The organism is Rhodococcus sp. T7, assembly GCF_009872365.1.
GTDB lineage: Bacteria > Actinomycetota > Actinomycetes > Mycobacteriales > Mycobacteriaceae > Rhodococcus_F.
This window is the reverse complement of record NZ_WXYH01000358.1, coordinates 1-25,732: the sequence shown is the minus strand read 5'-3', so window position 1 is coordinate 25,732 and position 25,732 is coordinate 1. Positions and strand designations below refer to the sequence as shown.

General features: G+C 67.4%; 27 protein-coding genes and 3 pseudogenes. 13 read left to right on the top strand and 17 right to left on the bottom strand.

Annotation, left to right across the window (positions count from 1 at the left end; genetic code table 11):
* Positions 1-35: 35 nt before the first annotated feature.
* Positions 36-455 (top strand): carboxymuconolactone decarboxylase family protein, encoded by a 420-nt coding sequence (locus MLGJGCBP_RS36750; RefSeq protein WP_160102071.1) that lies wholly within the window; start codon positions 36-38, stop codon positions 453-455.
* A gap of 9 nt (positions 456-464) precedes the next feature.
* Here the strand turns inward: MLGJGCBP_RS36750 and aztD are convergent, their stop codons facing one another.
* The 4 genes from aztD to aztB form a co-directional block, all read right to left on the bottom strand.
* Positions 465-1,661, bottom strand: coding sequence for a zinc metallochaperone AztD (gene aztD / locus MLGJGCBP_RS36745; RefSeq protein WP_160102069.1), 1,197 nt, complete (start codon positions 1,659-1,661; stop codon positions 465-467).
* A 67-nt stretch (positions 1,662-1,728) separates the two neighbouring features.
* Positions 1,729-2,640, bottom strand: coding sequence for a zinc ABC transporter substrate-binding protein AztC (gene aztC, locus MLGJGCBP_RS36740; protein ID WP_160102097.1), 912 nt, complete (start codon positions 2,638-2,640; stop codon positions 1,729-1,731).
* A 5-nt stretch (positions 2,641-2,645) separates the two neighbouring features.
* On the bottom strand, positions 2,646-3,902 hold the full coding sequence (locus MLGJGCBP_RS36735; RefSeq protein ID WP_160102067.1) for an ABC transporter: 1,257 nt from the start codon (positions 3,900-3,902) through the stop codon (positions 2,646-2,648).
* A 13-nt stretch (positions 3,903-3,915) separates the two neighbouring features.
* On the bottom strand, positions 3,916-4,770 hold the full coding sequence (aztB, locus tag MLGJGCBP_RS36730; RefSeq protein WP_160102065.1) for a zinc ABC transporter permease AztB: 855 nt from the start codon (positions 4,768-4,770) through the stop codon (positions 3,916-3,918).
* 18 nt (positions 4,771-4,788) lie between these two features.
* Here aztB and aztA point away from each other — a divergent pair, with 18 nt between their 5' ends.
* Positions 4,789-5,469: a zinc ABC transporter ATP-binding protein AztA gene (aztA, locus tag MLGJGCBP_RS36725; RefSeq protein WP_160102063.1), complete on the top strand. Its 681-nt coding sequence runs from the start codon at positions 4,789-4,791 to the stop codon at positions 5,467-5,469.
* Here aztA and MLGJGCBP_RS36720 read toward each other — a convergent pair.
* The 3 genes from MLGJGCBP_RS36720 to MLGJGCBP_RS36710 all read right to left on the bottom strand — a co-directional run bounded on the left by MLGJGCBP_RS36720 (position 5,418) and on the right by MLGJGCBP_RS36710 (position 7,678).
* Positions 5,418-5,810 carry a VOC family protein gene (locus MLGJGCBP_RS36720; protein ID WP_160102061.1) on the bottom strand — a complete coding sequence of 131 codons (393 nt, stop codon included), beginning with the start codon at positions 5,808-5,810 and terminating at the stop codon, positions 5,418-5,420. The two genes, aztA and MLGJGCBP_RS36720, sit on opposite strands and share 52 nt — an antisense overlap.
* A gap of 26 nt (positions 5,811-5,836) precedes the next feature.
* Positions 5,837-6,310 (bottom strand): VOC family protein, encoded by a 474-nt coding sequence (locus MLGJGCBP_RS36715; protein WP_087558801.1) that lies wholly within the window; start codon positions 6,308-6,310, stop codon positions 5,837-5,839.
* A 90-nt stretch (positions 6,311-6,400) separates the two neighbouring features.
* Positions 6,401-7,678: an MFS transporter gene (locus tag MLGJGCBP_RS36710; RefSeq protein WP_160102059.1), complete on the bottom strand. Its 1,278-nt coding sequence runs from the start codon at positions 7,676-7,678 to the stop codon at positions 6,401-6,403.
* Positions 7,679-7,896: 218 nt separating this feature from the next.
* Between MLGJGCBP_RS36710 and MLGJGCBP_RS36705 the strand changes: the two genes are divergently transcribed.
* From MLGJGCBP_RS36705 to MLGJGCBP_RS54440, 7 genes and pseudogenes are all read left to right on the top strand, one after another.
* A complete protein-coding gene (locus tag MLGJGCBP_RS36705) occupies positions 7,897-9,960 on the top strand; it encodes an acyltransferase family protein (RefSeq protein ID WP_160102057.1) in 2,064 nt (687 codons plus the stop codon).
* 16 nt (positions 9,961-9,976) lie between these two features.
* Positions 9,977-10,714: an IclR family transcriptional regulator gene (locus tag MLGJGCBP_RS36700; RefSeq protein WP_160102055.1), complete on the top strand. Its 738-nt coding sequence runs from the start codon at positions 9,977-9,979 to the stop codon at positions 10,712-10,714.
* Between the two features lie 91 nt (positions 10,715-10,805).
* Positions 10,806-11,984, top strand: a complete 1,179-nt coding sequence (locus MLGJGCBP_RS36695; protein WP_160102053.1) for a 4-hydroxybenzoate 3-monooxygenase — start codon at positions 10,806-10,808, stop codon at positions 11,982-11,984.
* Positions 11,985-12,250: 266 nt separating this feature from the next.
* Positions 12,251-12,492: pseudogene (locus tag MLGJGCBP_RS52310) on the top strand (hypothetical protein); the annotation flags it as partial.
* Between the two features lie 153 nt (positions 12,493-12,645).
* A complete protein-coding gene (locus MLGJGCBP_RS36690) occupies positions 12,646-12,924 on the top strand; it encodes a nucleotidyltransferase family protein (RefSeq protein WP_236581576.1) in 279 nt (92 codons plus the stop codon).
* 69 nt (positions 12,925-12,993) lie between these two features.
* Positions 12,994-13,257, top strand: coding sequence for a HepT-like ribonuclease domain-containing protein (locus tag MLGJGCBP_RS36685; protein ID WP_160102051.1), 264 nt, complete (start codon positions 12,994-12,996; stop codon positions 13,255-13,257).
* 166 nt (positions 13,258-13,423) lie between these two features.
* Positions 13,424-13,869: pseudogene (locus MLGJGCBP_RS54440) on the top strand (type I restriction enzyme endonuclease domain-containing protein); the annotation flags it as partial.
* 42 nt (positions 13,870-13,911) lie between these two features.
* Here MLGJGCBP_RS54440 and MLGJGCBP_RS36675 read toward each other — a convergent pair.
* From MLGJGCBP_RS36675 to MLGJGCBP_RS36650, 6 genes are all read right to left on the bottom strand, one after another.
* Entirely contained in the window at positions 13,912-14,529 is a 618-nt protein-coding gene (locus tag MLGJGCBP_RS36675) for a TetR family transcriptional regulator (protein ID WP_160102049.1), read from the bottom strand.
* Between the two features lie 10 nt (positions 14,530-14,539).
* Entirely contained in the window at positions 14,540-15,814 is a 1,275-nt protein-coding gene (locus MLGJGCBP_RS36670) for an NAD(P)/FAD-dependent oxidoreductase (protein ID WP_160102047.1), read from the bottom strand.
* Positions 15,811-15,996 (bottom strand): rubredoxin, encoded by a 186-nt coding sequence (locus MLGJGCBP_RS36665; RefSeq protein ID WP_012689462.1) that lies wholly within the window; start codon positions 15,994-15,996, stop codon positions 15,811-15,813. The genes MLGJGCBP_RS36670 and MLGJGCBP_RS36665 overlap by 4 nt, the downstream gene beginning before the upstream one ends.
* 1 nt (position 15,997) lies before the next feature.
* Positions 15,998-16,165, bottom strand: a complete 168-nt coding sequence (locus MLGJGCBP_RS36660) for a rubredoxin (RefSeq protein WP_087558809.1) — start codon at positions 16,163-16,165, stop codon at positions 15,998-16,000.
* Positions 16,165-17,397, bottom strand: coding sequence for an alkane 1-monooxygenase (locus tag MLGJGCBP_RS36655; RefSeq protein ID WP_087558810.1), 1,233 nt, complete (start codon positions 17,395-17,397; stop codon positions 16,165-16,167). Before MLGJGCBP_RS36655 ends, MLGJGCBP_RS36660 begins: the two co-directional genes overlap by 1 nt.
* 267 nt (positions 17,398-17,664) lie before the next feature.
* The gene (locus tag MLGJGCBP_RS36650) at positions 17,665-18,015 is read right to left on the bottom strand and encodes a YrdB family protein (RefSeq protein WP_160102045.1); all 351 of its coding nucleotides are present in this window, start codon (positions 18,013-18,015) and stop codon (positions 17,665-17,667) included.
* Positions 18,016-18,248: 233 nt separating this feature from the next.
* Between MLGJGCBP_RS36650 and MLGJGCBP_RS36645 the strand changes: the two genes are divergently transcribed.
* Positions 18,249-20,126: a M13 family metallopeptidase gene (locus MLGJGCBP_RS36645; protein WP_201453302.1), complete on the top strand. Its 1,878-nt coding sequence runs from the start codon at positions 18,249-18,251 to the stop codon at positions 20,124-20,126.
* Between the two features lie 119 nt (positions 20,127-20,245).
* Positions 20,246-21,328 carry an NAD(P)H-dependent amine dehydrogenase family protein gene (locus MLGJGCBP_RS36640; RefSeq protein WP_160102041.1) on the top strand — a complete coding sequence of 361 codons (1,083 nt, stop codon included), beginning with the start codon at positions 20,246-20,248 and terminating at the stop codon, positions 21,326-21,328.
* 32 nt (positions 21,329-21,360) lie between these two features.
* On the opposite strand, the gene MLGJGCBP_RS36635 is transcribed toward MLGJGCBP_RS36640, so the two are convergent.
* From MLGJGCBP_RS36635 to MLGJGCBP_RS36615, 4 genes are all read right to left on the bottom strand, one after another.
* The gene (locus MLGJGCBP_RS36635; RefSeq protein ID WP_160102039.1) at positions 21,361-22,059 is read right to left on the bottom strand and encodes an HAD family hydrolase; all 699 of its coding nucleotides are present in this window, start codon (positions 22,057-22,059) and stop codon (positions 21,361-21,363) included.
* A 170-nt stretch (positions 22,060-22,229) separates the two neighbouring features.
* Positions 22,230-23,834, bottom strand: coding sequence for a solute symporter family protein (locus MLGJGCBP_RS36625; RefSeq protein ID WP_160102037.1), 1,605 nt, complete (start codon positions 23,832-23,834; stop codon positions 22,230-22,232).
* Entirely contained in the window at positions 23,831-24,178 is a 348-nt protein-coding gene (locus MLGJGCBP_RS36620) for a DUF485 domain-containing protein (protein ID WP_160102035.1), read from the bottom strand. Before MLGJGCBP_RS36620 ends, MLGJGCBP_RS36625 begins: the two co-directional genes overlap by 4 nt.
* Positions 24,175-24,654: a nuclear transport factor 2 family protein gene (locus tag MLGJGCBP_RS36615; protein WP_160102033.1), complete on the bottom strand. Its 480-nt coding sequence runs from the start codon at positions 24,652-24,654 to the stop codon at positions 24,175-24,177. Before MLGJGCBP_RS36615 ends, MLGJGCBP_RS36620 begins: the two co-directional genes overlap by 4 nt.
* Positions 24,655-24,881: 227 nt before the next feature.
* Here MLGJGCBP_RS36615 and MLGJGCBP_RS36610 point away from each other — a divergent pair, with 227 nt between their 5' ends.
* Together MLGJGCBP_RS36610 and MLGJGCBP_RS36605 are read left to right on the top strand one after the other, a co-directional pair.
* Positions 24,882-25,463 (top strand): TetR/AcrR family transcriptional regulator, encoded by a 582-nt coding sequence (locus tag MLGJGCBP_RS36610; protein ID WP_160102031.1) that lies wholly within the window; start codon positions 24,882-24,884, stop codon positions 25,461-25,463.
* 131 nt (positions 25,464-25,594) lie between these two features.
* A pseudogene (locus tag MLGJGCBP_RS36605) lies at positions 25,595-25,732 on the top strand (acyl-CoA dehydrogenase family protein); the annotation flags it as partial.

Here is a 25,732-nt window from a genome sequence, read left to right as displayed (position 1 = left end):
CTGACCACGTCGACGCCGTGAACAGGAGTAAGCCGATGACCAGTGAAGTGCCCCCGACACGGAGCCCCGCCGTCGAGGCAGGCCTGACGGTGCGGCGTGAGGTGATGGGTCCCGACTTCGTCGAGCGGGCGCTCACCCGGACCGCGGGGACCGACAGCGAGCAGTTGCAGGAGTTCGTCACCGAGCACGTCTGGGACGCCGTGTGGAATCGGCCCGGGCTGGACCGTCGCAGCCGCAGTCTCCTCAACCTCGGCATGCTCATCGCGCTCCGGGCGCACGGAGAGCTGAAGGGGCACGTGCGGGGTGCACTGCGAAACGGTCTGACCCGCACCGAGATCGTCGAGGCGGTGATCCACGCGAGCGCCTACTGCGGTGCCCCCGCCGGCCTGTCGGCGATGGCCGTGGTGCAGGAGGCGCTCGACGCGGAACTGGGACCGCTCGAATCCCAGCACTGACGACCCGGCTCAGCCCGTCACGCCGGTGATCTCGTTCGGGGTCTCCGGCAGGTCGGCCTGCCCGGACACGGCCCACGTGTCGAGGTCGATCGTGTGGATCTTCTTGTTCGCGGGATCGGTCACGTAGGCCGTGTGGTCCTGCACGTACAGCGCGGGACGCGGCGACTGCCACTTGTCCGGCTCGGTCCACGGGTCGAGGACGTCGACGGTGCGGCTCACGGCCTTGGTGCTCGGGTCGATCACGTGCAGGGCGCCGTCGGTGCCGAGGATTAGGGCCTCACCGTGCGGGGCGCGCCCGAGCGACCGGAACGTGTAGCTGGTGCCCAGGTCGACGAGGGTGAGCTGTCCCGTGGCGGTGTCGGTGAGGGAGACCCGTTCGGGGCGTTCGAGTTCGGCGTCGGGGTCGGTCTTGTAGTCGCCCAGCAGGATCGGGGAGTTCTCGTCGCCGGCCTGGTTGCCGATGCGCCCGTAGGGGTCGGGGCTCGTCACTTTTGTGACGACGCCGTCCCGGTAGATCAGCAGGCCGTTCTGGCATCCCACGACCACCGTCTCGTCGGCGGCGACGGCCTCCCCGTGCACGCCGGGGCAGTCCTCGTTGCGCGCGATCTCCTTTCGGTCGCGGTCGAGGACGACGATGCCGGTGCGCTCGTCCTCGTTGCCGACGGTGGTGAGCAGGCTGCCGTCGGAGAGTTCCACGGCCACACCGTGATGCGCTTCCGGGGTCGTGAATTCGGTGGTGGCCGGGGTGCCCTGGGCGAGCGTGGCCGGGTCGAACACGCGCACCAGTCCGGTGCCGTCGTCGAACAGCACGGTCTTGCCGTCGTGCCGGACCACGTGCCCGGGCGTCTTCGCCTCGAACGCGACGTCGGTGAGGGCGGGTGCGGCGGTGTAGTGGCTGCCGCCGTCCGTCCAGGTTCCCGTGTCGAGGGCGGTGAAGCTGTTGCCGGTGCTGATCAGCACGTGCCGGTCGTCGCCGGCGGGGTTGAGCCGGGTGAAGCCGTCCACCTCGGCCGAACCGACCACGTCGAGGCTCTGCGCGTCGAGGACGAGCACCCCGCCGTCGTAGCTCAGTGCCAGCCGCGGCGTGGCCGAGTCGGTGGTGGACGCTTCGGCCGTGCCGGAGTCGGTGGAGCAGGACGTGAGAAGTGCCGCCGAGAGTGCAACGGCGGCAACGGCGGTGGGACGGGGCTTACGAAAAAGGGTCACCCATGAGAAGTACCCCTTGTTGCAAACGGTTGTCAAAGTCGTAAGTGTGCATGTGGCGATGCATCGATCACGTCAACCCCTGCGCGATCGCCACGGAATTCGCATCCATCATCTCGATGTACGTGCCCGCACCCGAGCCGGGCTCACCCAGCGACTCCGTGAACAGCGAGACGACGTCCACTGGAACGCGGGCTTCCGACGCCAGCACCTGTGCGAGCCGATCGGGCTGGGAGGAGTCGACGAAGATCGCAGGGACCTTCGCCGCCGTGACGGTCGCGGCCAGGTCCGACAGATCCGACGCGCTGGGGGACGCGAGGGTGGTCCCGCTGGGAATCACCGCCCCGATCGTGTCGAAGCCGAAACGCTCTGCCAGATAACCGAACACGTGATGGTTGGTCACCAGCTTGCGCCGATCGGGCGGGACGGTCGCGAATCTGTCCGTCATCCGGGCGGTGAGTTCCTCGAGTTCCCGGGCGTAGCCGTCGGCGTTCGTGCGGACGGCATCCGCGTCGATGTCCGGCACGTGTTCGATCACCGCGTCGCGGATCAGGGCGACGGCGTCCCGCATGCGGTCCGGATCGGTCCAGACGTGCGGATCCATGGCGCCCGAGGACTTTCCGGAGCGATACTCGATCGGCCGCACCGCCTCACCGATCTGCAGGATCGGAACGCCCTCCGCGCGCGCGGTGTCGACGGTCTTGCCGATTCCCTCCTCGAGGCCGAGTCCGTTCGACACGAGGAGGTCGGCGCGTTCCACCCGCGCGGCGTCCGAGGCGGAGATCTCGAACGAATGGGGATCGGCGCCCCTCGGCATCAGCACCGTCACGTCGGCCCGGTCGCCGACGACGTTCTGCACCACATCGCCCAGGATGTTCGTGGTCACCACGACGACGGGCCCGTCGGATGAGCCCGGCGTGCACGCGGTCAGCGGCAGCGCCGCGAGTGCGGTGATGAGGGCCAGCGGCAGCAGGCGCCGCATCCTCGTCACAGCCCGACCACGCCTAGGGTGGACGCGGCGACGCCCACGTCGAGGGTGCGCGCGATCCGGGCATCTTCCCGGAAGTCGATCTCGGCCACCGTCTTCGACGCGGAATCCGACACGTACGCGCGTGTGCCGCCGACGGCGATCACCGGTGGGGTCGCGGACGCGTCGCTCGTGTCGTAGGGGCGTGCCAGGACGTGGGACGACGCGGTCTCCGCGCCGGACTGCGCGTCGTACACGCGGAAGGTGCCGTCGGCGAGGACAGCGAACACCGAGCGTCCGTCGCCCGCGAGTGCGACGTCCAGCGCCCGATCCGGGGTCCGGACGTGCGTCCACCCACGGGTGCGCGCATCGAAGACCAGTAGTCCGTCGTTGGTGGCGGCGGGCCCCGCGGTGGCGACGTGGAGCGGCAGTCCGTCGTGTCCGCGGAGCGCGGTGGGACGGGTGGCGGCACCGACGCCCGCCGGGTATGCAACCTTCTCCGACGTCCAGGTGCCGTCGGCGGTGGTCGCGAGGAACAGTCCGTCCTCGCACGCCCCCAGGATGTGTGTGTCGGACACGGCCGCGCCGTTCAGGTTCGGGCAGGCGGTGTCGAAGCTCTGCTGGAACCCGCCGTCCGCGGTGTGGAGGTCGAGCGGGCCGGTGCCGTTCGCCGCCGAGATCACGAATCCGTCGGCGATCGGCAGCGCGACACCGTGGTGCGGGGCGTCGGCCTCCACGACCGTGCCGACGTCGATGCCGTCCTTGCGGAGCGCGGCGAACTCGATCACCCGGGCGACGCCGTCGCCGTCGAAGAACGTCGCGACCTTGTCGTCGCCCTCGATCACCCGCCCAGGGCCGTCGCCCTCGAGGGCGCCGAGTTCGACCGGTTCCTTGGTGTACGAGTGGGTGTGGTCGCCGTGGTCGATGGTCCAGGTGCCGGCGTCCACGACGTGCACGGCGCCGCCGGTACCGTCGACGGCGAATGCGTAGCGGTCCTTCACCGTCGTCACCTGTGCCGGGTTGTCGAACTCGAACGAACGGAGGGTCTCGCCGGTCGTGAGGTCGAGGACGTTCACGCGGCCGGAGTCGGCGTCCGACACGATGAGGCGGGGTTCGGGCCCTTCCACCTCGGTGGATCCGGCCTCGGCGGCGAGGTCGCTACCCGGTTGGCCTCGGCCGCCGGGGGAGGCCGCCTCCTCCGGCGGGGACGCACAGGCGCCGACGGTCAGTGCGGCCACCGCGGCTACCGCTGCGCGGGCAAGGGTCGTGTTCGGCATTCGGGCTCTCCATCTATCGAACGGGTATCGGGTTGGGTGACACGGCAGGTCGGAGTCGTCGCGATGCCGACCGGACGACGGCGGCGACGAAGAATTGGAGGACAGCGATCCCGGCGATCGTCGCGCCCGCGGCGGTGTCGGCGTTCCACGACACGATCAGTCCTGTGAGCGTCGCGGACCAGCCGAGCAGTACGGCAATGGCCATCGTGGCGCCGATCGACCTGCCGAACAGCGCCGCGGTGGCCGAGGGCGCGACGAGCAGTCCGAACACGAGCAGGGTGCCGACGATCCGGAACGACGCCACCACGGCGAGGACCACCAGCGCGAGCAGGGCGAGGTGCGCCCACCGCGGCCGCAGCCCCAGGGTGTGGGCCTTGCGCTCGTCGAAGACGAGGGCGACGAACGGGCGGTACGCGATCACCGAGACGATCCCGGCGACAGCGGCCGCCGCGGTGAGCCAGACCAGGTCGCCGAGCGTCGCGGACAGGACGTCACCGAAGAGGAAGGCGGTGAGATCGACCGCGAACGATCGTGCGCGCGAGACGATCACGACGCCGAGCGCGAGCATGCCGACGAACAGCAGGCCGATCCCGGTGTCCTCGGACAGCCGCGAGGTCTTCGACACCCACGCGACGCCGAGGATCATGACGACCGCACTGGCGGCCGCGCCGGCGAGGAGATTGGCGCCCGCGAGATACGCGACGGCCACGCCGGGCAGCATGCCGTGCGAGATGGCCTCGCTCATGAAGGCCATGCCCCGCAACACGACCCACGTGCCGACGAGTCCGCAGAGGACGGACACCAGCATGCCCGCGAGCAGTGCGCGCTGGACGAAGGACACCGTCAGGGGGTCGAGTAGCCAATCCACTCTGCTAATCTAACGATAATGATTGTCGTAAGCGAAATCGCGGTCCGATACGGTGCGACCCCGGCGTTGAACGGTGTGAGTGTGTGTCTCACGCCGGGCACCGTCACGGCCGTCGTGGGGCACAACGGTTCGGGGAAGTCGACGCTCCTGCAGTGCCTCGCCGGCATCGCGCGGGTCACGTCGGGGCGGATCGACGGCACGGACGGGTTGCGCACGGCGTATGTGCCGCAACGGAATGCGGTGAGTGAACAGCTACCGTTGACCGTGCGTGAGGTGGTGGCCATGGGGGCCTGGCAACGGCGCGGATTGTGGCGGCGGCTCACCCGCGGCGACCGGGACGCCGTCGACGCGGCGCTGAGCAGGCTGGGTCTCGCGGATCTCGCTGCGCGGCCGATCGGCGCGCTGTCGGGTGGGCAGCGTCAGCGCGCCCTGCTCGCGCAGGCGCTCGTGCAACGCGGCGACCTGCTGCTCCTCGACGAGCCGACAACCGGACTCGACGCGCACGCCCGCGCGGTGATCGGCGACGTCGTCGAAGAAGAGGCCGCGCGGGGTGCGATCGTCGTGACGGCCACGCACGAATCCCGCGACGCGGACCGTGCCGACCACGTGCTCACCCTGTCGTCGGGGGTGCTGGTGCCGAGCGGAACTCAGCCCACTTCGACGATGACGAGTTTGTTGCCGTCCGGATCGCGGAAGTAGAACATGGGCGGCACGTAGTCGCCCATCCGCAGGACCTCCGCATCTACGTCGACGCCGCTCGCCGACAGGGTGGCATGGTCGGCGTCGGCGTCCGACGTGGTGAGCCGGATGCCGGTTTCGACGCCCGCCGGGACACCGTCGCGGGTCGGCACGAGCGCGATCGACGTGGCCGAACCCGGCGGTGCCACCTCCACCCAGCGCTGGCCGGGGCTGAACTCCGCATCCATGCGACGCTCGAAACCGAGTGTGCCCACGTAGAATTCGAGTGCACGATCCTGGTCGGTCACGGGAACCGCGACCGTATGCACCCCGTTGATGTGAGTCTTTCCGTCTTCGCTCATGCCGTCCACCTCCCCGTCGGCAGGCGTCACGCCTGCTCGGCTGCCTTCTCGAGTTCGGCGACGTCGAGTTTGCGCATCTTCAGCATCGCCTGCATGGCACGCTGCGCCTTCGCGTCGTCGGGGTCGCGCATGAGTTCGTACAGCCGCTCCGGGACCACCTGCCAGGACACCCCGAAACGGTCCTTGACCCAACCGCATTGGCTTTCCTCGCCGCCGTCGGTGAAGGCGTCCCAGTACCGGTCCACTTCTTCCTGGTCGGCACACAGGATCTCGAAGGAGATGGCCTCGTCGAACGTGAACTGCGGGCCGCCGTTGAGCGCGATGAACGGCTGTCCGTTGATCTCGAAGGACACGGTCAACACCTGTCCCTCCGGGCCGGGAGTGTTCGGACCGTAGTGGGTGACCTCCGTGATCCGCGAGTTCGGGAACAGGGAGGTGTAGAACTTCGCGGCCTCTTCGCCGTTTGTGTCGAACCAGAGACAGGGGGTGATGGGTTTCATGGCGCATTCCTCTCGCGGGTCCTCGTCGGTTCATCCTCGCCGATATAGACCGCGCCTACGCTCGAAACTCATCGGACCGCTGTCAGGAGTTCAGCGCACCGTCCTGGTGGACGAGATGGCGATCGCTCCGAACAGCCCGACCAGGGCGAATGCGTAGAAGCCCCACGGGACCGCGTAGCCGGCGCCGAGCAGGACACCGCCGAGGATCGGGCCGCAGATCGCGCCGACCCGGCCCACCCCGGCCGACCAGCCGAGGGCGGTCGCACGGATCTGCGGCGGGTGGTTCGCGCTCGTGAACGCGTAGACGAGAACCTGTGCGCTGAACACGAAGCAACCGGCGAGGAACACCAGGGCGTAGATGCCGAACGACACCTTGACGCTGAGCAGGGCGAGGAACACCGCGGCGCCCGCGAACCAGATGATGGCCGCGGTGCGCGGACCGATCTTGTTGGCGACGCCGCCCGCGATCAGCAGTCCGACCACTGCGCCGGCGTTGAGGATCAGCAGGAACGTCAGCGACGCGCCGAGGTCGTAGCCCGCCTCGCGCATGATCGTCGGCAGCCACGTGTTGAGGCCGTAGACGAGCAGAAGTCCCATGAACGAGGTGACCCAGATGGCGATGCTGTTGCGCAGGAACGGCCGCGAGAACAGGGCGCGCACCGGGTTGGCCGAGGCGGCGACGGGGGCGTCGGCGGCAGGGGCCCCTTCCAGTTCCAGGCCGTACTGCTTCGCGATGGCCTCGGCCTCGGCGCGCTTGCCGTGCGACAGCAGGTACGAGGGGGACTCGGGGAGGTAGCGCAGCATCAGCGGAATCAGGACCACCGCGGGCAGGGCGCCGACGACGAACATCGAACGCCAGCCGAACGGTTCGATCAGGACGATCGCCAGCGCCGCCGTCGCGACCGCACCCACGTGATATCCGGTCATCAGCAGAGTCGACGCGGAACCGCCGCCCTGCTTCTTCGAGAATTCGTTCACCAGGGCGAGCGCGGTCGGCAGCGCGCCGCCGAGACCGACCCCGGCGAGGAAGCGGAACAGTCCGAACAGGAACGGGTTGGGCGCGACCGCGCAGAGGAGCGTGAGGACCGAGAACGCGGCCACCGCGTACAGCAGGGCGCGCCTGCGTCCGATGACGTCGGTGAGCGTGCCGATGACGAGCGCGCCGATGGTCATGCCGACCAGGCCGAACGTCGAGATGAACGTGATCGCGCCCGTCGACAGATTCCAGTCGCTGTATTCGCGGAGCGAGGGGATGACGGCGCCGAGGACGACCAGGTCGAAACCGTCGAGCAGCACGGCCACCCAGCAGAGGGGTGCGACCCAGAGGGCGGTGGAGGCGCGGGCGGCGCTTCGTTGGGAAGTGGTCATGATGTCCTCGACTCGAGCGGTGTTCGCGATACGAACCCTGGTTCTATAGGCGCACTCATTGTGTGGCGCGCCATAGTTGCCTGTCAAACATGGCCACTCCACATGTGGGCGGTCCGCCGACCCTGGGCGTGCGCCCAATGCCGCCACGGGTTGGTCAAGGCTTGGTAAACCCGTGTGGATAATCGACCGGGTACCGAGTCGATGAGCCAGGACGGACTGTGAGAACCAACCACCAGGTGGCTACCGGCCGTCCGCGCGGCGCCGCGTCACCGTCGACGGCGAGCGCCTACCGGTACGACCTCGACGGACTGCGCGGCATCGCGATCGCGCTCGTGGTCGTCTATCACGTGTGGTTCGGGCGGGTGTCCGGCGGTGTCGACATCTTCCTGGTGCTGTCCGGCTTCTTCTTCACCGGCATGCTCGTGCGCCGGGTGGGCGCGGATTCCGGCCCGTCGATCCCCGCCGTCCTGCGGCGCACCGCCCGGCGACTGCTGCCCGCGCTGGTGGTGGTGACGGCCGCGACGGCCGTCGTCACCGTCGTCCAACGGCCCTTCACGCAGTGGTCCGGGATCGCCGATCAACTCCTCGCGTCGCTGCTGTACATGCAGAACTGGCAACTGGCCCGGACGGCGTCCGACTACGCCGCCGCCGACGCCTCCGTCAGTCCGCTGCAGCACCTGTGGTCGATGTCCGTGCAGGGGCAGTTCTACGTGCTCGCACTCGCGGTGGTCGCGGGGGTGGCCTGGACGTGCCGGCGCCGGATCGGTCTCGTGCGGCCCATGCTCGGCGGCATCCTCGGTGCGGGGTTCCTGGTGTCGTTCGGCTATGCCGCGGCGGTGTCGCAGGACCGGCAGTCGTGGGCGTACTTCGACACGTTCGCGCGACTGTGGGAGTTGCTCGCGGGTGCGCTGCTCGCGCTCGTCGTGCACCGGGTCGACCTGCCCCGAGGGTGGCGGGTGGTCCTCGCGGTGTCGGGATTAGCCATCGTGCTCGGGTGCGGATTCCTCGTCGACGGCGCCGCCCTGTTCCCCGGACCGGCGGCCCTGATCCCGGTGGGCGCGGCGGTCGCGCTGATCCTCGCCGGAACCGGCCCGTCCGACCGGCCGGGAGTCGTGACGATGCTGGCGTCCCGGCCGTTCGTCGAACTCGGTGGCCTCGCCTATTCGCTGTACCTGTGGCACTGGCCGATCCTCGTCTTCTACCTCACCTGGCGGGAGCGGCCCGCGGTCGGAGCGCTCGGCGGGCTCGCGGTGATCCTCGTGTCGCTCGTGCTGGCGTGGCTCACCCAGCGGCTGATCGAGGCGCGGTTCCAGGGCGGGGCCCGTCCGGGACGCGCGCTCACCGCCCTGGTCGCGGTCCTCGGCGTCGCCGTCGTCGGCTCGGCGTTCGGGTGGCACGCGTACCTCGTCCGCAACCCCGAGACGACCGCCCGGGTCGGGGCGCTGGACCCTTGGCTGTACCCCGGCGCGGCGTCGCTGACAGACGGTCTGTTCTCGCCGCGCGCGGACATGCGGCCCACCCTGCTCGAGGCGCCGGGCGACCTGCCGCAGCCGACCCTCGACGGCTGCATCTCCGATCTGAGCACCCGCGACGTCGTCACCTGCGTGTACGGCGACGTGTCCGCCGATCGGACGATCGCGGTGGTGGGCAGTTCCCACGCCGAACACTGGGTGCCCGCGCTCGACCGCATCGGACAACAGCGCGGCGTCCGCGTCGAGACGTACCTGAAGATGGGGTGCCCGCTGACGGTCGCGGACGTCCCGTTGCTCGCCGGCGAGCCCTATCCCGACTGCGGCGACTGGTCCCGCGACGTCCTCGACCGGCTGCGTGATCACCGGCCGGACTGGGTGTTCTCGACGTCCTCGAGGCCCAACGACGAGGGGGCCGGCGACGTCACCCCCGACGACTACGTGGGCCTGTGGGAGCGGCTCGCCGATTTCGGGCTCCCGTTCCTCGGCATCCGCGACACCCCGTGGCTACACCACGACGGCGTCCCGTATTCGGCCGTCGACTGCCTGGCCGACGGCGGCGACCCCGACGGTTGCGGACTGCCCCGCGACGACGTACTGGCCCCGGACAATCCGACGGTCGAGGCGGCCCGCGACCTGCCGTCGGTGCATCCGCTCGACCTCACCGACGCCGTCTGTGACGTGGCGATCTGCCGTGCGGTGCAGGGAAACATCCTCGTCTACCACGATTCGCACCACCTCTCGGCGACGTACGTCCGGAGTCTCGCCCCCGAACTCGACCGGCAGGTCGGCATGGCCACCCGCTGGTGGTGACCGGGATACTGACGGCATGCCCGAAGACGACCGCAGCATGCTGGGACGGGCCTTCCTGGTGCTGGGGTCGTTCACGTCGGAACGCCCGCGGCTGTCGCAGTCGGAGCTGAGCCGTCGCACCGGACTACCGCTGCCGACCGTGCACCGGCTGTGCCGTCAGCTGGTCGCGAACGGCGCGCTCGAACGCGTCGACGACGGGCACTACGAGATCGGGGTGCGGCTGTGGGAGTTGGGTGCGCTCGCACCCCGCGCCCACGGGCTGCGGCAGGTCGCGTTGCCGTACCTCGAGGACCTGTACGAGGCGACCCGCGAGAACGTGCAACTCGTGGTCCGGGAGGATCTCGAGGCGCTGTACATCGAACGGCTGTCGGCGCGCGGGGCCGTGGCCGTCGTCGGCAGGGCAGGCGGCCGGTTGCCGCTTCACGCGTCGAGCGGCGGTCTCGTGCTGCTGGCGTTCGGTGGCAAGGCCCTGCTCGACGACGTCCTCGCGGCGGGCCTCGAGCGCTTCACCCCGTCGACCATCACCACCGAGCATCGCCTGCGCAGCACCCTCGACGACATTCGACGGACCGGGTGGGTCACGTGCCGCGAACATCTCAACGTCGGAACGCTGGCCGTGGCCGCGCCGGTGTCGCGGTCGACGGGTGAGGTGGTGGCCGCCGTGTCCGTCGTGGTTCCGGCGGAGAAGGATCCCGCGCCCCTGATCCCCGCCGTGCGGGCGGCGGCACGGGGCATTTCCCGGGGCGTCGCATAGCGTGTCTTTCACTCAGTGAAAGAGGGGGTGTTGCGATCACACGCCGCGCAGCACAGTGACTGGTGTCACGAACTACGCGAGGAGTCTGCTCATGAACACACAGGTCGGGATCGTCGGCGGGGGTCCCGCAGGACTGATGCTGTCCCATCTCCTGCACCTCAAGGGCATTGATTCCGTCGTGCTCGAAAGCCGCACCCGCGAGGAGGTGGAGGGCACCATCCGGGCCGGTGTGCTCGAACAGAACACCGTCGACCTCATGGTCGACACCGGACTCGGCGACCGCGTCAAGCGTGAAGGGCTCACCCACCACGGCATCGAACTGCGATTCGGCGGCCGCGGCCACCGCATCGACTTCGACGAACTGACGAACGGCCGCGCCGTCACCGTCTACCCGCAGCACGAGGTTCTCAAAGACCTCATCGCCCGCCGCCTCGACGACGACGGCGACATCCGCTTCGGCGTCTCCGACGTGCAGGTGCACGGCCACACCACCGACAACCCCAAGATCACCTATGTCGACGCCGACGGCAACGAGCAGACCCTGACGTGCGCACTCGTCGCCGGCTGCGACGGCTCCCGCACCTCCACCCGCCGCCTCATCCCCGAGACCACCGTCCGCACCGACCACTTCCGGCAGTACCCGTTCGCCTGGTTCGGCATCCTCGCCGAGGCCCCGCCGTCGTCCGAGGAACTGATCTACACCAACCACCCGCGCGGCTTCGCCCTCATCAGCACCCGCACCCCCGACGTCCAGCGGCACTACCTGCAAGTCGACCCCGACGACTCCGTCGACAACTGGTCCGACGACCGCATCTGGTCGGAACTGCACGCCCGCGTCGACGGCGAAGGCGCGGAAATCAAGGACGGCAAGATCTTCCAGAAGTCGATCCTCCAGTTCCGCAGCTTCGTGTGCGAACCCATGCAGCACGGCAACCTCTTCCTCGCCGGCGACGCCGCCCACACCGTGCCCCCCACCGGCGCGAAGGGCATGAACCTCGCCATCGCCGACGTGTACTTCCTGTCCGAAGCGATGTCCGAGTACTTCGCCACCCGCAGCCGTGCCGGACTCGACGGTTACACCGACAGCGTCCTCCCGCGCGTCTGGCGGACCCAGCACTTCTCCTGGTGGATGTCCTCGATGCTGCACCGCCTCCCCGACGACACCGGATTCGGCCACAAACGGCAGGTCGCCGAACTCGACATGGTCACCCGCTCCGCCGCAGGCCGCGCCCTCATCGCGGAGAACTATGTCGGCACTCCTTTGCGCTGACGCGCCCGTGAGTACTTATTAACCGCCCGACGTTAATAAGTACTCACGGGTGGCGGAGCCGCACGCGCGAATCCTCGTGCTGCTGAATCCAAGTGGCGCGCGCAGGGTGCTGAGACTTGTCGGAACCCAGAACGGCGGCGAGTAACTGGTTCGTGCTCGTACCCGGACGCGACTTCTGCAGTAGCAACGTGTGAATGAGATCGCGTCGATCAAGTGCCGCCCACCATGCTTGCTGTGCAAATGTGGATCGCGGCGAGCATTCGGATTCGGCTTCGCTCGCTGAGATCAAGGAAGCTGACTACGCGCTGACTCCCGGACGGTACGTCGGTCCTGACGCGGTTGAGGACGACGGCGAGCCGATTGGCGAGAAGATCGAGCCTTCGTCGACTGAACTCCTCGCTCATTCGACGAGTCAGTGCGGTTGCAGGCCCTCGTGTGCGAAAGTTGGGGTGCCGGGAATCGCACCATCGGCACAGTGCACGACTTTCGCGCCGGATGCACGTGGTGAACTGGAACGGCGCATCCGTTCGAGAGTGGTCGAGTGCGGTGAAGACGTAGTCACAGTCGCGTGGACGAAAGGTACCGTGGAAGCGAGTGCCTACTGGGGAAGGACGTCGACATGGCTGGACCGACCCCCCACAGTGAACGGCTGCGAGCGGTCTTGACCGCACATCGCGACGAGGTGCGGCGGGTCTTCGCGAAGTACGGTGCATTCGATGTCAAGTTGTTCGGGTCCGTTGCACGAGGCGACGCGGGGGCTGACAGTGACATCGACTTGATGGTCACTATCGATGCTCCAGACTACGAGCAGGTTGTTTCGATGCTCGGCCTAGCCGACGAACTGTCCGGTTTGCTGGGAACCAAGGTGGACGTCGTTGCGCGTGGGGTAGCCAAGGACGCAGTTTCCGATACGGCGCGAACCGACATGGTCGACGTGTGAGTAGGGCAGACCGCGACCACTCCAGGACATCCTTGGCGCCATCGGGGCAGCGATGCGGTACTACCCAAAATGTCGGGTGACGACCGCGACATGGCGCACGACGCGATCGTGCGCCAGCTCGAGGCCATCGCGGAGGCCGCCAATCGACTCGATCCGGAAACGAAGGCGAAGACGCCGGAGATCGAATGGCACAAGATCTCCGGATTTCGAAACCTCGCGATCCACGAGTACTTCCGGGTGAATCAGTCGATTGTCGAAGGCATAGTCATCAACTATTTGCCTCAGCTGCGCAAGGCAATCGAGCGAATCCTCGACAGACAAACTGACGTTTGAAGGCGGGGTGACGCAGCGAAACTGCTGCCACTTCCCTCGCTGACTGCGGTCGAGGACTCCACCCCGTCGCCCACCGGAGCTTGTTCCAGATCGGCGACGTCGAGCCGGCGGGTGAATCGAATCCCGCGTGGGGCAGGGCTTCCCGAGTGCGCTGTGCGAGCGTGGTTTCCGCAAGTTCTCGTCCCAGCTGTGCCGCGTGTGGGTAATCTGCGGTGATCGTGAGGAACTGCGGGAGCCGGCATCCGCCGCCTCCTTCGAAGAAGTGCGCGTATACATGGCGAAGTGGGACGCGGAGGCGCGGAATGCCCGCGGCGAGGCGTTGCCGGAGGACGTCCGGCGGGCACTGCGCCAGCTCATGGCTGCCTCCGTCGAATCAGGTGAGGATCTCACACCAACAGTCAGCTCACTTCCGCGGAAGTGATCGCGGCGCTCGTTGAGGTCGCGAAGGAAGTGGTGGCGGAGTCGGATCGGGGGAAGAAGTTCTCGCCCCCTTTTAGCGAGAACGAACTCGCGTTCTACGACGCTGTCGCGCAAAACGAGTCCGCGGTCGAAGAACAGGGCGAAGGCAAGCTGGCCGAGATCGCCCGCGACCTGGTCGCGGTGATGCGCCGCGCACCCGTGAGTACTTATTAACCGCCCGACGTTAACAAGTACTCACGGGTGGCGGAGCCGCCGTAGGAAGGGGGCGAAGAGCCGGGCGGTGTTCGCCGACGCCGCCGCGGTGTCTTCCGGCGGGTTGGCGATGAAACTCAACGCAAGCCGGACGATGGCGTGCGCGAGGATGTCCGCGTCTTCGGGGGAGGCGTTCACCCACGACCGCTGCAACGTTTCGGCGAGCCGTTCGGCCGCGGGGCGGATGATGATGTCGCTGTCCGTGGTGATCAGGCGCAGCAGATCCTCGGGCGCCTGCCCCTGGTGCAGCGACAACACCAGGGGATCGGCGCCGCTGAGTGCGAAGAACGTCGCATAGCCTTGCCGCAGAGCGGTTGTCACGTCGTCGGGGTTGTCGTACAACGCGGACTCGATGACGGTGACGAGGCTGTCGGTCAACCGCAGGGCGTATCCCTCCGCAAGGCCGCGCCGCGAGCGGAACTCCTTGTAGATCGTCTGCCTGCTCATGCCTGCAGCGGCCGCGACGTCGGTCATGGTGATCGTCGGCCACGGACGTTCGAGGAGCAGTTCCCGCAGCGCATCGAGGGTTGTCTCCCGCATCAGCGACGTCGCGGCGAGCCGGTACCGGCTCTGTCGTTCGGCGCGATCGTGTGCGGACATGAGATCGATGCTAGCGGGCGGGTGTTACCAGGCCTTCACGCTCACCGGCGAGCACGTCCGCCAGGGCGACCGACTCGTCAGCCAACCCGGCGCGGTCGACCGTACCGCCCCGGGCGATCATCGTGCGCACGGTCCGGAGGTCTTTCGGACGGCCGAGGGCGATAGCCCCGACCGGCGTGTTCTCGCGCACCGCGACCGCCGTGAAGTCGCGATCCGCGATCGAACCGCGGACTACGTAGTCATCGTCGACACGGGTTGCGCCTGCGAACTGCACGGTGTGGCCGTACTGCGTGGACCACCCCCACGGAACGTCCGTGAACGGTGTGGGATTGCCGAGGATGGAGTGCGCGGCGGCAATCCCCTGTGCCTGAGCGCCGTTCCAGTGTTCGGAGCGATACCGTTCGGTGTCACGCGCGCCCGGCATGTTGGCTGCGTCGCCGGCGGCGAAGACGCCGTCGGCCGACGTGCGGAACATCCCGTCGACGGTGATGCCGTTGTGGACGCGCAGTCCCGCCGCGACGGCAAGCGACACCTCGGGAACGGTGCCGACCGACACGAGGACGGTCCCGGCACTCCAGGTGCGACCATCGGCCGCGGTGGCCAGGGCGGCGCCGTCGTCGCCCACGTCGAGCGAGGCGAGCGCGACGTTCGTGCAGACGTCCACGTCGTTCTCGGAGTGTAGGGCGGCGATCATCGTCGAGACGTCCGGCGGCACGATGCGACTGAGGAGCGACGGGTCCCGTTCGAGAACGGTGACGTCCGCGCCCAGCGACCGCGCCGTTGCGGCGACCTCGCATCCGATGAGGCCTCCGCCGATCACGAGCAGGGAACCGGTGCGTCGAATCGACTCCCGGAGCGAATCCGCATCAGCCATCGACCGAAGGGTGAAGACGTTTGCGCCGGAGACGCCGTCGAGTCGGCGCGCCCGGCCACCGGTCGCGAGCAGCAGAGCACTGAAATGCAGTGTCTCGCCGGACGAGAGCGTCAACACCTTCCGTCGTACGTCGAGTTCGACCGCCGTTGCTCCGGTAACCAATTCGATGTCCTGCTCTGTCCAGAACGAGTCCGGCTTCAGCGCGGTCTTCTCCGCGGCCGTGGCACCCGACAGGAGGTCCTTCGACACCGTCGGGCGCCGATACGGCGGCGAGGGTTCGTCTCCGATCAGGACGACGCGCCCGCGAAAACCTTCCGAGCGGAGCGTCTGCGCGGCGCTTGCCCCCGCGACACCCGACCCGACGATGACCACCGTCGACGGTTCGGTGGACGGATTCGGCACCGCACTCATGCCCGGCTGACCTCGACCATGTCGAAATCGGCCTTGGCGGCGCCGCAGTCGGGGCACGACCAGTCGTCGGGAATGTCGTCCCACCGGGTGCCCGGCTCGATGCCGTCCTCCGGCCAGCCCTCGGCCTCGTCGTACTCGAATCCGCACTGGGCACAGCGAAAAAGCTTGAAATCGGTACTCATGTCATGCCACCTTCGTTTCGAAATCGATCTTCTCGCGGACCCCGCAATCGGGGCAGCACCAGTCGTCGGGCACATCGGCCCACGGGGTGCCGGCGGGGAATCCTTCACGGGGTGCGCCGGACGCTTCGTCGTAGACGTAGTCGCAGACCGGGCACTGGTAGGCGGCCATCACCGAACTCCGCCGTCGTACTTGGCCAGAACCTTCTCGCGTTTGCCGGGTTGGATGTTCACGCGGGTGATGTCGCCGTCGTAGTGGTCGAGCACCCGATGGTCCATCACCTTGCGCCACAGCGGCGGGAAGTACGCGAGCGTGATCATGCTGGCGTAGCCGCTGGGCAGGTTGGGGGCGCCGTCCATGCTCCGCAGCGTCTGGTACCGCCGAGTCGGGTTCGCGTGATGGTCGCTGTGGCGCTGCAGGTGGTACAGGAAGATGTTGGTCACGATGTGGTCAGAGTTCCAGCTGTGTACGGGCGCGCAACGCTCGTAGCGGCCGCTGGCGGTCTTCTGACGCATCAGGCCGTAGTGCTCGAGGTAGTTGACCGTTTCGAGGAGCGAGAAACCGTAGACGGCCTGGATGATCAGGAACGGGATGACGACCGGACCGAATATCGCGATGAGTGCGCCGAACAGCACCACCGACATGAGCCACGCGTTGAGCACGTCGTTGTGAATGCTCCACGTGCTCTTACCGAGTCGGTGCATCCGGGTCTTCTCCAGCTCCCACGACGACTTCAGGCTGCCCCACACGCTGCGGGGGAGGAACGCCCAGAAGCTTTCTCCGAAACGGGAACTCGCCGGGTCCTCGGGGGTCGCGACCCGCACGTGATGGCCGCGATTGTGCTCGATGTAGAAGTGGCCGTAGAAGGTCTGCGCGAGAGTGATTTTGGCCAGCCAGCGTTCAAGGTCGGTCTTCTTGTGACCCATCTCGTGGGCGGTGTTGATGCCGATGCCGCCCATGACGGCGACGCTGAACGCGACACCGATCTTCGAGACCAGTCCGAGGCCGCCGTCGATGCCGAGCCAGGACAGGCTGTCCGCCGACCAGAGGTAGCATGCGAACACCAGGCTCGCCAGCTGGAACGGGATGAACACGTACGTGCAGTACCGGTAGTACCTGTCGTTCTCGAGCTGTTCCATCACTTCCTCTGGCGGGTTCTGACCGTCGGGTCCGAAGAACCTGTCGAGGATCGGGAGCACGATGAACAGCAACAGCGCGCCGATCCACCACCACACCGGAGCCACCGCCGACCATCCGAGTTGGTTGAAGGCCCACACCAGCCCCGCGGCGAGGAACAGCGCGGTCGGGGGTATCAACCCCATCAGCCACAGGTAGCGCTTGCGGTCGCGCCAGGCTTCCGGGGGTGCTTCCTCTGTCGTCCTGCCGATATCCGACGTCGTCACGGTCCGAACCTCCTCGTCCAGTAGCTGTCGCGGTATGAACCAGCTCACTCTCCCTTGGACAGTACACGGACTTGGATCCAGGGTCTAGACAAAATTAGTGATTTGTAAATCACGACAGGGCGCCGCTCTAACGCCGGGGTCGTCCCGGCCGATAGACGGTGCGACACCGTTTCCCTGTGCGGAGGAGGTCCCCGATGTTCCGCGACCCCGGACTGCCCGACTGGCTCGAATTCGTTCTCGGCCTGCTCGGGTACCGCTGGTAGTCCTCTACTCCGGCGTGCGTAAGCGCGCCGCGAACGTCGCCGTCGCCACGACGGCGAAGACCAGCCCCCACCACGGGTGACCGTCGAATGCGACGAGCACGCCGGTTACCGCGAACAGTGCGGTCTGGGCGACCAGTCGCGCGGGGTTGGGTAGTCGCCGACTCGATTTCGGGGCCATCGCGACGCCCCAGATCACGGCCGCTGCCACTGGGAGGAGCACCGCGAGTACCACCTGCACGACCGTCGAGTTCGCGAGCGACCACCCCGCGACGGCAAGCAGGACCAGCATCGCCATCTCGCAGGCGAACGCCACGACGTCGAGAGCACCCACTCGTTGCGCGCCGGCCTCGCTCATCGCCCCAGCTTAAATGCGTACGTTGGAAGGGACGGCGAATACGGGACGACGGAAGAGAGACTGGTGCAGTTCGGGCGCAGACGATGGTTCGCGGTAGTGGCGACGGGGGCGGCCCTGACAATGGGCGTCGCGAGTTGCTCGTCGCCGCCGGCCACGGACGCCGCCTTCGACACCACCGAACTGGACTCCGCGATCAACCCCTGTGACGACCTCTACGGGACGGTCAACGGCACCTGGCTCCGGGAGACCCGATCCCGGACGACGAATCCGGGTACGGCGTCTTCAACCAGCTGCGCGACAAGAGTCTGGAGACGCAGCGGGGCATCGCCCAGGACGCCGCGGAGAACCTCGGGAGTGAGGACGCCAATTCGGACCGGTCCAAGATCGGCGCGCTCTACGAGTCGGCGATGGACGAGAAGTCCATCGATGCAGCCGGTGTCGCCCCGCTGCAACCGGAGTTGGCTCGGATCGATGCCATCGGATCCGCCGCGGACGTCGCGACATTCCTCACCGAGGATGCCGCGGACGGCGGATCGATCGTCTTCGGCCTCACCGCGGGCGCCGACTACCGGGATGCGACGAAGCAGATCGGATTCGTCGCCCCGACCGGAATATCGTTGCCGTCCAAGGACTACTACAGCGACCCGCAGTACGCACCGATCCTCGACGCCTACCGCAGCTACCTCGGAACGTCACTCGACCTGATCGGCGCCGGCGCGGCGCAGGCCGATCAGGCCGTCGAACTCGAGAAGGCGCTGGCGGACGCGTCGCTGTCACCCGAACAGGCACGCGATCCCGCGACGCAGTACAACCTCGTCACCGTGGATCAGGCGAACGCGACGACACCGGCATTCGACTGGCGGCAGTACCTCGCCGCGCAGGGCGTCTCGCCCGACGCGGGATTCTCCCTCGCCGCCACCCCCTACTTCACTCGCGTGAACGAACTCCTGGAACGCGCTCCCGTCGACCAGTGGAAGTCCTACCTGCGCGCACAGGTGGTGTCCCGCTCGGCCGAGCGGCTGTCGAAGCCGTTTCGGGACAACCAATTCGAATTCGACAAGCAGATCTCGGGCAGCACCGCGCAGAAGCCCCGCTGGAAGACTGCCGTCGCGGACGTGAACACCGCGATGGGTGAGGTGATGGGCGAACTGTACGTGCAGGAGGCGTTCGACCCGGCAGCGAAGGACCGCGCCCAGCAACTCGTCCGGCACGTCCTCGACGCGCTGAAGGTGCGCATCGAGAACGTGGACTGGATGAGTCCGGAAACCAAGCAGAAGGCACTCCACAAGTGGTCGCAACTGGTCCCCAAGATCGGCTACCCCGACACGTGGCGCGACTGGTCCGGTTTGCAGATCAGCCGCGGCGACTACTTCGGCAATCTCGCCGCAGCCGACAAGTTCAATCACGCCTACGATCTGGCGAAGATCGGGAAACCGTCCGACCGCACGCAGTGGGCGATGACCCCACAGACCGTCAACGCGTATTACAACCCGAGCGACAACACGATCAATTTCCCCGCCGCGATCCTGCAGGCCCCGTTCTTCGACCCGAACGCCGACGACGCCCTCAACTTCGGCGGCATCGGCTCCGTCATCGGGCACGAGGCCACCCACGGGTCCGACGACCAGGGCAGCCAATTCGACGGCAAAGGTAACAACGTGAACTGGTGGACCCCCGCGGACAGCGAACAGTTCGCGGCCCGGACGGAGAAACTCGTCGACCAGTTCGACGGCTACGCCCCGATCCCCGGCCGGCCCGACATCCACGTCAACGGCAACCTGACGCTCGGTGAGAACATCGCCGACCTGGGCGGCGTCAACGCGTCGTACGACGCACTGCAGGCCGCGCTCGCTTCCGACCCCGGGTCGGCGGAGGAGAAGATCGACGGCTACACGCCCGGTCAGCGGTTCTTCCTCAACTACGCCCGGGTGTGGCGCGAGAAGACCCGCGACGAGGCCCTGATCACCCAGCTGAGCAGCGACCCGCACGCGCCGTCGGATCTTCGCGTCAACGGGGTCGTCCCGAACGTGCAGGGGTTCGGGGAATCGTTCGACTGCCCGCCGGGTTCCCCGCTGGTGCACAAGGGCGACGAACGGGTGGTGATCTGGTAGTGGCTTCGCCCTGTGAGTACTTATTAACCGCCGGCGGTTAATAAGTACTCACAGGTCGAAGCGCTAGAACCTGTTACATTCGCGGGAGGGGTACTGCTTCTGGAACGAGGAGAGAACTCATGAGCTACCGCGTCGTCGAATGGTCCACCGGTACGGTCGGGCGTCACGCCATCGCAGGCATCGACGCCCGCGACGACCTCGAACTGGTCGGCGTGTGGGTGTCCGACCCGACAAAGGTCGGGAAGGACGCCGGCGAACTGGCGGGCCTCGGCCGCGACCTCGGGGTGACGGCGACCGACGACAAAGCTGCACTTCTCGCGCTGAAGCCGGACTGCATCGTGCACACCGCGATGACGGACGACCGCATCTTCGACGCCATCGAGGACCTGATCTCCTTCCTCGAGGCCGGCGTCAACGTCGTGTCCTCGGGCCCCGTCCTGTTGCAGTACCCGATCGGTGTGGTCCCGGACGAACTCGTCGACCGCATCCGCAGCGCCGGCGAACAGGGAGGCGCGAGTCTCCACGTGAACGGTATCGACCCGGGTTTCGCGAACGATGTTCTCCCGCTGGCCATGACGAGCCTGTCGCAGCGGATCGACGAGGTGCGCTGCTCCGAGATCGCCGACTACTCCACCTACTACCAGCCGGTGGTGATGAGCGAGATCTTCGGCTTCGGCAAACCCGTCGACGAGACGCCGATGCTGTTCCAGCCGGGCGTGCTGTCGCTGGCGTGGGGGAGCGTCGTCCGCCAGATCGCCGCGGGACTGGACCTCACCCTCGACGAACCGCTGGTCGAGAAGTTCGAACGCATCCCCGCCGAGGAAGACCTGGACATCCTGTCGTGCCACATCGCGAAGGGAACGGTGGCGACGGTGCGGTTCGAAGTAGTCGGCACGGTCGACGGGGTGCCGCGCGTGGTCCTCGAGCACATCACCCGCACCCACCCCGGCCAGCAGCCGCACTGGCCGAAACCCACCCGCGGCGACGGGTGCTACCGCATCGACATCACGGGCGAACCGATGATGACACTCGAATTCGACCACCACGGCGAGCACGGCGACCACAACGTGTCGGGGATGATCGTCACCGCGATGCGCCTGGTCAATTCGGTGCAGGCGGTGGTCGACGCGAAGCCCGGGCTGGTGACCGCACTCGACCTGCCGCTCGTGACGGGACGCGGCTTGTGCGCTCCGCGCCCGTGAGTACTTGTTAACCGCCCGACGTTAACAAGTACTCACAGGCCGAAGGCACTCAAGGCATTTCGGAGACCGTCCGGGCGCTCCGCGAGGGGGACGGGTTCGACGAGCGCGAACGCGCAACCCACGTTCCGCGCGGCGCCGTCGGCTTCCTCGCTGTCGCCGATCATCAGAGTGCGTCCGGGTTCGGAACCGAGTGCGGCGACGGCGTGCTCGAAGATCTTCGGGTCCGGTTTGATCGCGCCCACCTCGAACGACAGCACGAACGCGTCGACGAGATGCTCGACTCCCAGATCCGCGAACGCCGGCCGGATGTCGAACGCGATGTTGCTCAGGACCGCGACCTTGATTCCACGGTCCTTCAGCGACGCAAGCACTTCCGCGGTGTCGGGGTATGCGCTCCAGCATCCCGGGTCGATCACCCGCTCGTACAGCCCGACCGCCTGGTCCTCGTGCGCGACCCCGGACTTGCGCAGCACGTCGAGGTACGCCTGCCGGTGGAACCGCGGGTCGAGGTCGCGGTTGGTCCACGCGTGGTGTTCGGCGGCGTCCATCTCGACCGTCTGACCGACCGGCGCCGTCATGCGCCGCATCAACTCGGCCTGCTGGTGGAGGTCGAACGGTTCACCGTCGTGGTCGGTGAGGTCGGCCATCCAGCTGTCGTCCTCCTCGAGCCGGAACAGCGTGCCGGAGAAGTCGAAGATCACTGCGTCGAATTCGGTGAGATCGGAAGCCACGATTCCAGGCTAACGCGCCGTGCGTGTGGCTTCAGCGTGAAGCCGGACGCGGTCAGCCGACCTCGAGCTCACCCATCTGTGACCACTCGGTGCCGTCGATTGTGGTGTTGATGATCCGCGGCGTCTGGGAGAGGGCGGGCTTCACTTCGTGCACCCGTCGCGAGTGGACGCTAGTGCGTTTCGGCGAGTTCTGCGCCGATGCCGGTTTCGGCGCGGACCAGCATTTCGGCGAACTTCTCGTCCCGGTCCGCCGAACGTCCGTGACGGCGTTCGCCGGCGAGCGAGCCGATCACGGCTGCGGCCAACCCGAGCGGCATCGTGATGATCACCGGCAGCTGAATGGTCAACGGCGCCGGTCCGCTCCCCAGCCAGAGCGCCTCGGTGAACATCAGGCTGACCACAGTGGAGGTCAATCCAACCGAGATTCCCCAGATGGCGCCGGTGCTGTTGAATCGCCGCCAGCCCAGGCTGAGCAGCAGGCTCGGCAGGTGCGCACTGCCGGCGACCATGAAGGCCATCCCCATGAAATACGTGATGTTGGTAGTGTCGCCGATCGCCATCGTCAATCCGACCGCGACGACGCTGAACGCGACTGCCGCGTACCGCGCGACCTTCGCTTCCCGGGCATCCGCCGTCTCCGTGTCGGCGTCGGCGGACTTCCGGCGGGTGAGCGTGGGCCAGACGTCGTGGGCGAACGTGCCGGCCGCCGAGATCACCACACCGGCGACGACGGCGACGATGCTCGCGAATGCGACGGCGGCGACCATGGCCAGCGCGATCGATCCGCCGATGGTGCCGGCGCCTCCGCCGAGTTCCGTGACCAGCGTGGGTGCGGCGAGGTTGCCGCCCGCGCCGACCTGATCCGCCCCGTCCGGGCCGAGGAGCGCCGCGGTGCCGAAGCCCATCACGATGACGATCAGGTAGAAGACGCTGCACAGCGCGACGGTCCAGCCGAGCGACTTCCGCGCCGTCGCGGCCTCGGGGACGGTGAAGAAGCGAATCAGGATGTGCGCCATGCCGGCCGTGCCGAGCGCGAACGCCAGGGAGTACGAGATCAGGTTGATCGCGCCGGTCTGCCCGAAGATCAGGCCCGGCGAGAGGATGGCGTCCCCGGCGGCGGCATTCGACGTGGCCGCTCCGAGCATGCTTGGGAGGCTGAAACCGAACTTCGCCAGGATTCCCAGGCACACCACGACCGCGAGGACCGACAGGATGGACGACTTGATCACCTGAACCCACGTGGTCGCCAGCATGCCGCCGACGAAGACGTAGATGCCCATGAGCGAACCGGCCACCACGACGGACAGGCCGAACGGGATCCCCGACACCGACTCGAGCAGGACGCCCGCCGCCACGAGTTGGGCGAGCAGCACGAACGTGCCGGTGACGATGGTGCTGAGCGCGACCACCACCCGGACGCGTCGTGCACCGGTCCGGAACACCAGAACATCCGCGAGCGTGAACTTTCCGACGTTGCGCATCTTCTCGGCGAGGAGGAACAAGACGGGGAGGAAGGACACCACCGACGTGCAGAGGATGACGGCGCCGTCGACGCCCTTGTAGAAGATCAATCCCGTGGTGCCGAGAAAACTGCCCGCGGAGATGAACTCACCGGCGATCGCGAAACCGTTCTGCCACCCGGTGATCGAGCGGCCCGCGGCGAAGAATCCGGTGGCGCTGCGACTTCGGCGCGACGCGGCGAACGTCACCCACAGGGTGAGGGAGATGACGGCGGCACAGATGCCGATGGCGAGGAAATCAGCGTCGCCGGTCATGACGCAAGCTCCTGATCACGTTGTGCGATGGCCAGGACGGCGGCATCGGCGGCGGGTTGGATGAATGTGCGGGAGAGCCGGAAGTACGCGTACACCAGTACCCAGGTGCCGGCGAACTGGGAGAACACCACCCACAGCGACAGCGGAATGCCGAATGCCGTGTTGTGGCCGAGGAACTCGGGGAAGTAGGCGAATCCGACGAGGAAGCCTGCGAACATCGCGATCGCGACCAGGCCGAGTGCGGTGGTGACGGTCCGGCGGCGACGCCGCAGTTCGACGAACTCGGGTAGCGCGAGGATCGGCGACCATGCTCTCGACGCCGTGGTGGGCGATTCGGTGGTCATGCGTTCACCGCCGCGCGCCGTGCCGACTCGAGGGCGAACCGGTTCTCGTCCCAGCCCTCGGCCAGCGGCCCGAAGTAGTGGAAACGCACCTGCTTGACGCGATACAACCAGCGACCGTCGACCTTGACGGCCTCGTCCGTGTAACGGCCTGCGGCGATCGAGGCGGTGCCGTCGGTCACGCACGGCTGCCACAGGAACGAGCGGACGGTCGCGCGATCTCCGTCGAGGTCGATCTCCAGGTTGGTGATGAAGTGCCAGAACGCGGTGAGCCCACCGGGAGCGAGTCCGGCGAAGAACTCCCGCATCTCGCTCTTGCCCTTCGGGTTGGACAATCCGTCGAATTCGCCGTCGTCGGTGAACAGGTCCATCAGTGCGTCCCAGTTGCCGTCGTCGAGATGGCGGCAGTACTGCGCGTCGAGGTATCGGATGGCCTCCAGGTCTTCCAGTCGGCCAATTCGTTCTTCGAGGGTGCTCAAGGTGGCATACCTCCACGGTGCGATGTGCAAAATATGCGAAGCGATCATTAACGACCGTTCATGTGATGGGGACCATAATCGACGATGTGTCGTGGGTCAAGACCGAGCGTCGGTCCCACGCCTCCCCTCCATGGAGTGGTGCTGAACAGTTATTTCCGGCCGAATCGTTGCTCGCGTCGCGCGCTGCCTCTACCCTCCGAGGGGTGAACACTCGGTCAAGCAGCGCGTTGATTCCTCACGTCAGGGAGCGGATTCTGGACGCAGCACTGGAGGAGTTCTACACCGCCGGCTTTCATGCCGCGACCATGCGAACCATCGCCAAACGCGCCGGGTGCAGCGCCGCGAACGTCTACAACCACTTCGACAACAAGGATGAACTCCTCGTCGAGATCCTGCGCGCGGCCAGCGACGCGCAGTTCACCGCTACCCGGAATGCCCTGCGCAAGGTGGGTGCCGCGCCCGCGGAGCAGTGGACGGCCGCGGTGGTCGCGCACTCGCTGTACACCGCACGCAACCAGCGCGCATGCCTGGTGGCCAACACCGAACTGCGCTATCTCGACGAGGTCGATCGGAAACGGGTGGTGGGCTCGCGCGACGCCCAGGAGCACCTGTTCGTCACCATTGCCGAAGCGGGGGTCGCGGGCGGTGACTTCGACGTCCCGCACGTCCACCAGGCGGTGACCGCCGTGCTGACCATGTGCGCAGGAATCGCGCTCTGGTACCGGGCGGACGGCCCCCTGTCCGCGCAGGCCGTAGCGGATTCGTACGGCGTGTACGCGCTCAACCTGGTGGGCTACCGCCCGGCCTGAGCCGCGCAGTTCGGCATTGACGATGCGCTCCCGGCCGTGCTCTACTGGGTGAACAAGCGTTAATGTGATCCGAGTGCGGAACCGCGAGTTCCCCGTTTCACGCGCCCCGTAGTACGAGTGGAGGAGCCTTCATGACGCATCGGCCGTCGCAGCCGCGTACCGATTCACCGCGGTATCTGACCGAGGACCGCTTGGCGATCCGGGATCTGGCTCGCGAGTTCGCGATGACGCAGGTGCTGCCGGTCGCGAACGAGTTGGATCCGGTGCAG

Coding starts and splice junctions, on each gene's coding strand:
- MLGJGCBP_RS36750 (WP_160102071.1), top strand. CDS start 36: ATGACCAGTGAAGTGCCCCCGACACGGAGCCCCGCCGTCGAGGCAGGC.
- aztC (WP_160102097.1), bottom strand. CDS start 2,640: ATGCGGCGCCTGCTGCCGCTGGCCCTCATCACCGCACTCGCGGCGCTG.
- MLGJGCBP_RS36735 (WP_160102067.1), bottom strand. CDS start 3,902: ATGCCGAACACGACCCTTGCCCGCGCAGCGGTAGCCGCGGTGGCCGCA.
- aztA (WP_160102063.1), top strand. CDS start 4,789: ATGATTGTCGTAAGCGAAATCGCGGTCCGATACGGTGCGACCCCGGCG.
- MLGJGCBP_RS36720 (WP_160102061.1), bottom strand. CDS start 5,810: ATGAGCGAAGACGGAAAGACTCACATCAACGGGGTGCATACGGTCGCG.
- MLGJGCBP_RS36715 (WP_087558801.1), bottom strand. CDS start 6,310: ATGAAACCCATCACCCCCTGTCTCTGGTTCGACACAAACGGCGAAGAG.
- MLGJGCBP_RS36710 (WP_160102059.1), bottom strand. CDS start 7,678: ATGACCACTTCCCAACGAAGCGCCGCCCGCGCCTCCACCGCCCTCTGG.
- MLGJGCBP_RS36700 (WP_160102055.1), top strand. CDS start 9,977: ATGCCCGAAGACGACCGCAGCATGCTGGGACGGGCCTTCCTGGTGCTG.
- MLGJGCBP_RS36695 (WP_160102053.1), top strand. CDS start 10,806: ATGAACACACAGGTCGGGATCGTCGGCGGGGGTCCCGCAGGACTGATG.
- MLGJGCBP_RS36685 (WP_160102051.1), top strand. CDS start 12,994: ATGTCGGGTGACGACCGCGACATGGCGCACGACGCGATCGTGCGCCAG.
- MLGJGCBP_RS36675 (WP_160102049.1), bottom strand. CDS start 14,529: ATGTCCGCACACGATCGCGCCGAACGACAGAGCCGGTACCGGCTCGCC.
- MLGJGCBP_RS36670 (WP_160102047.1), bottom strand. CDS start 15,814: ATGAGTGCGGTGCCGAATCCGTCCACCGAACCGTCGACGGTGGTCATC.
- MLGJGCBP_RS36665 (WP_012689462.1), bottom strand. CDS start 15,996: ATGAGTACCGATTTCAAGCTTTTTCGCTGTGCCCAGTGCGGATTCGAG.
- MLGJGCBP_RS36660 (WP_087558809.1), bottom strand. CDS start 16,165: ATGGCCGCCTACCAGTGCCCGGTCTGCGACTACGTCTACGACGAAGCG.
- MLGJGCBP_RS36650 (WP_160102045.1), bottom strand. CDS start 18,015: ATGAGCGAGGCCGGCGCGCAACGAGTGGGTGCTCTCGACGTCGTGGCG.
- MLGJGCBP_RS36640 (WP_160102041.1), top strand. CDS start 20,246: ATGAGCTACCGCGTCGTCGAATGGTCCACCGGTACGGTCGGGCGTCAC.
- MLGJGCBP_RS36625 (WP_160102037.1), bottom strand. CDS start 23,834: ATGACCGGCGACGCTGATTTCCTCGCCATCGGCATCTGTGCCGCCGTC.
- MLGJGCBP_RS36620 (WP_160102035.1), bottom strand. CDS start 24,178: ATGACCACCGAATCGCCCACCACGGCGTCGAGAGCATGGTCGCCGATC.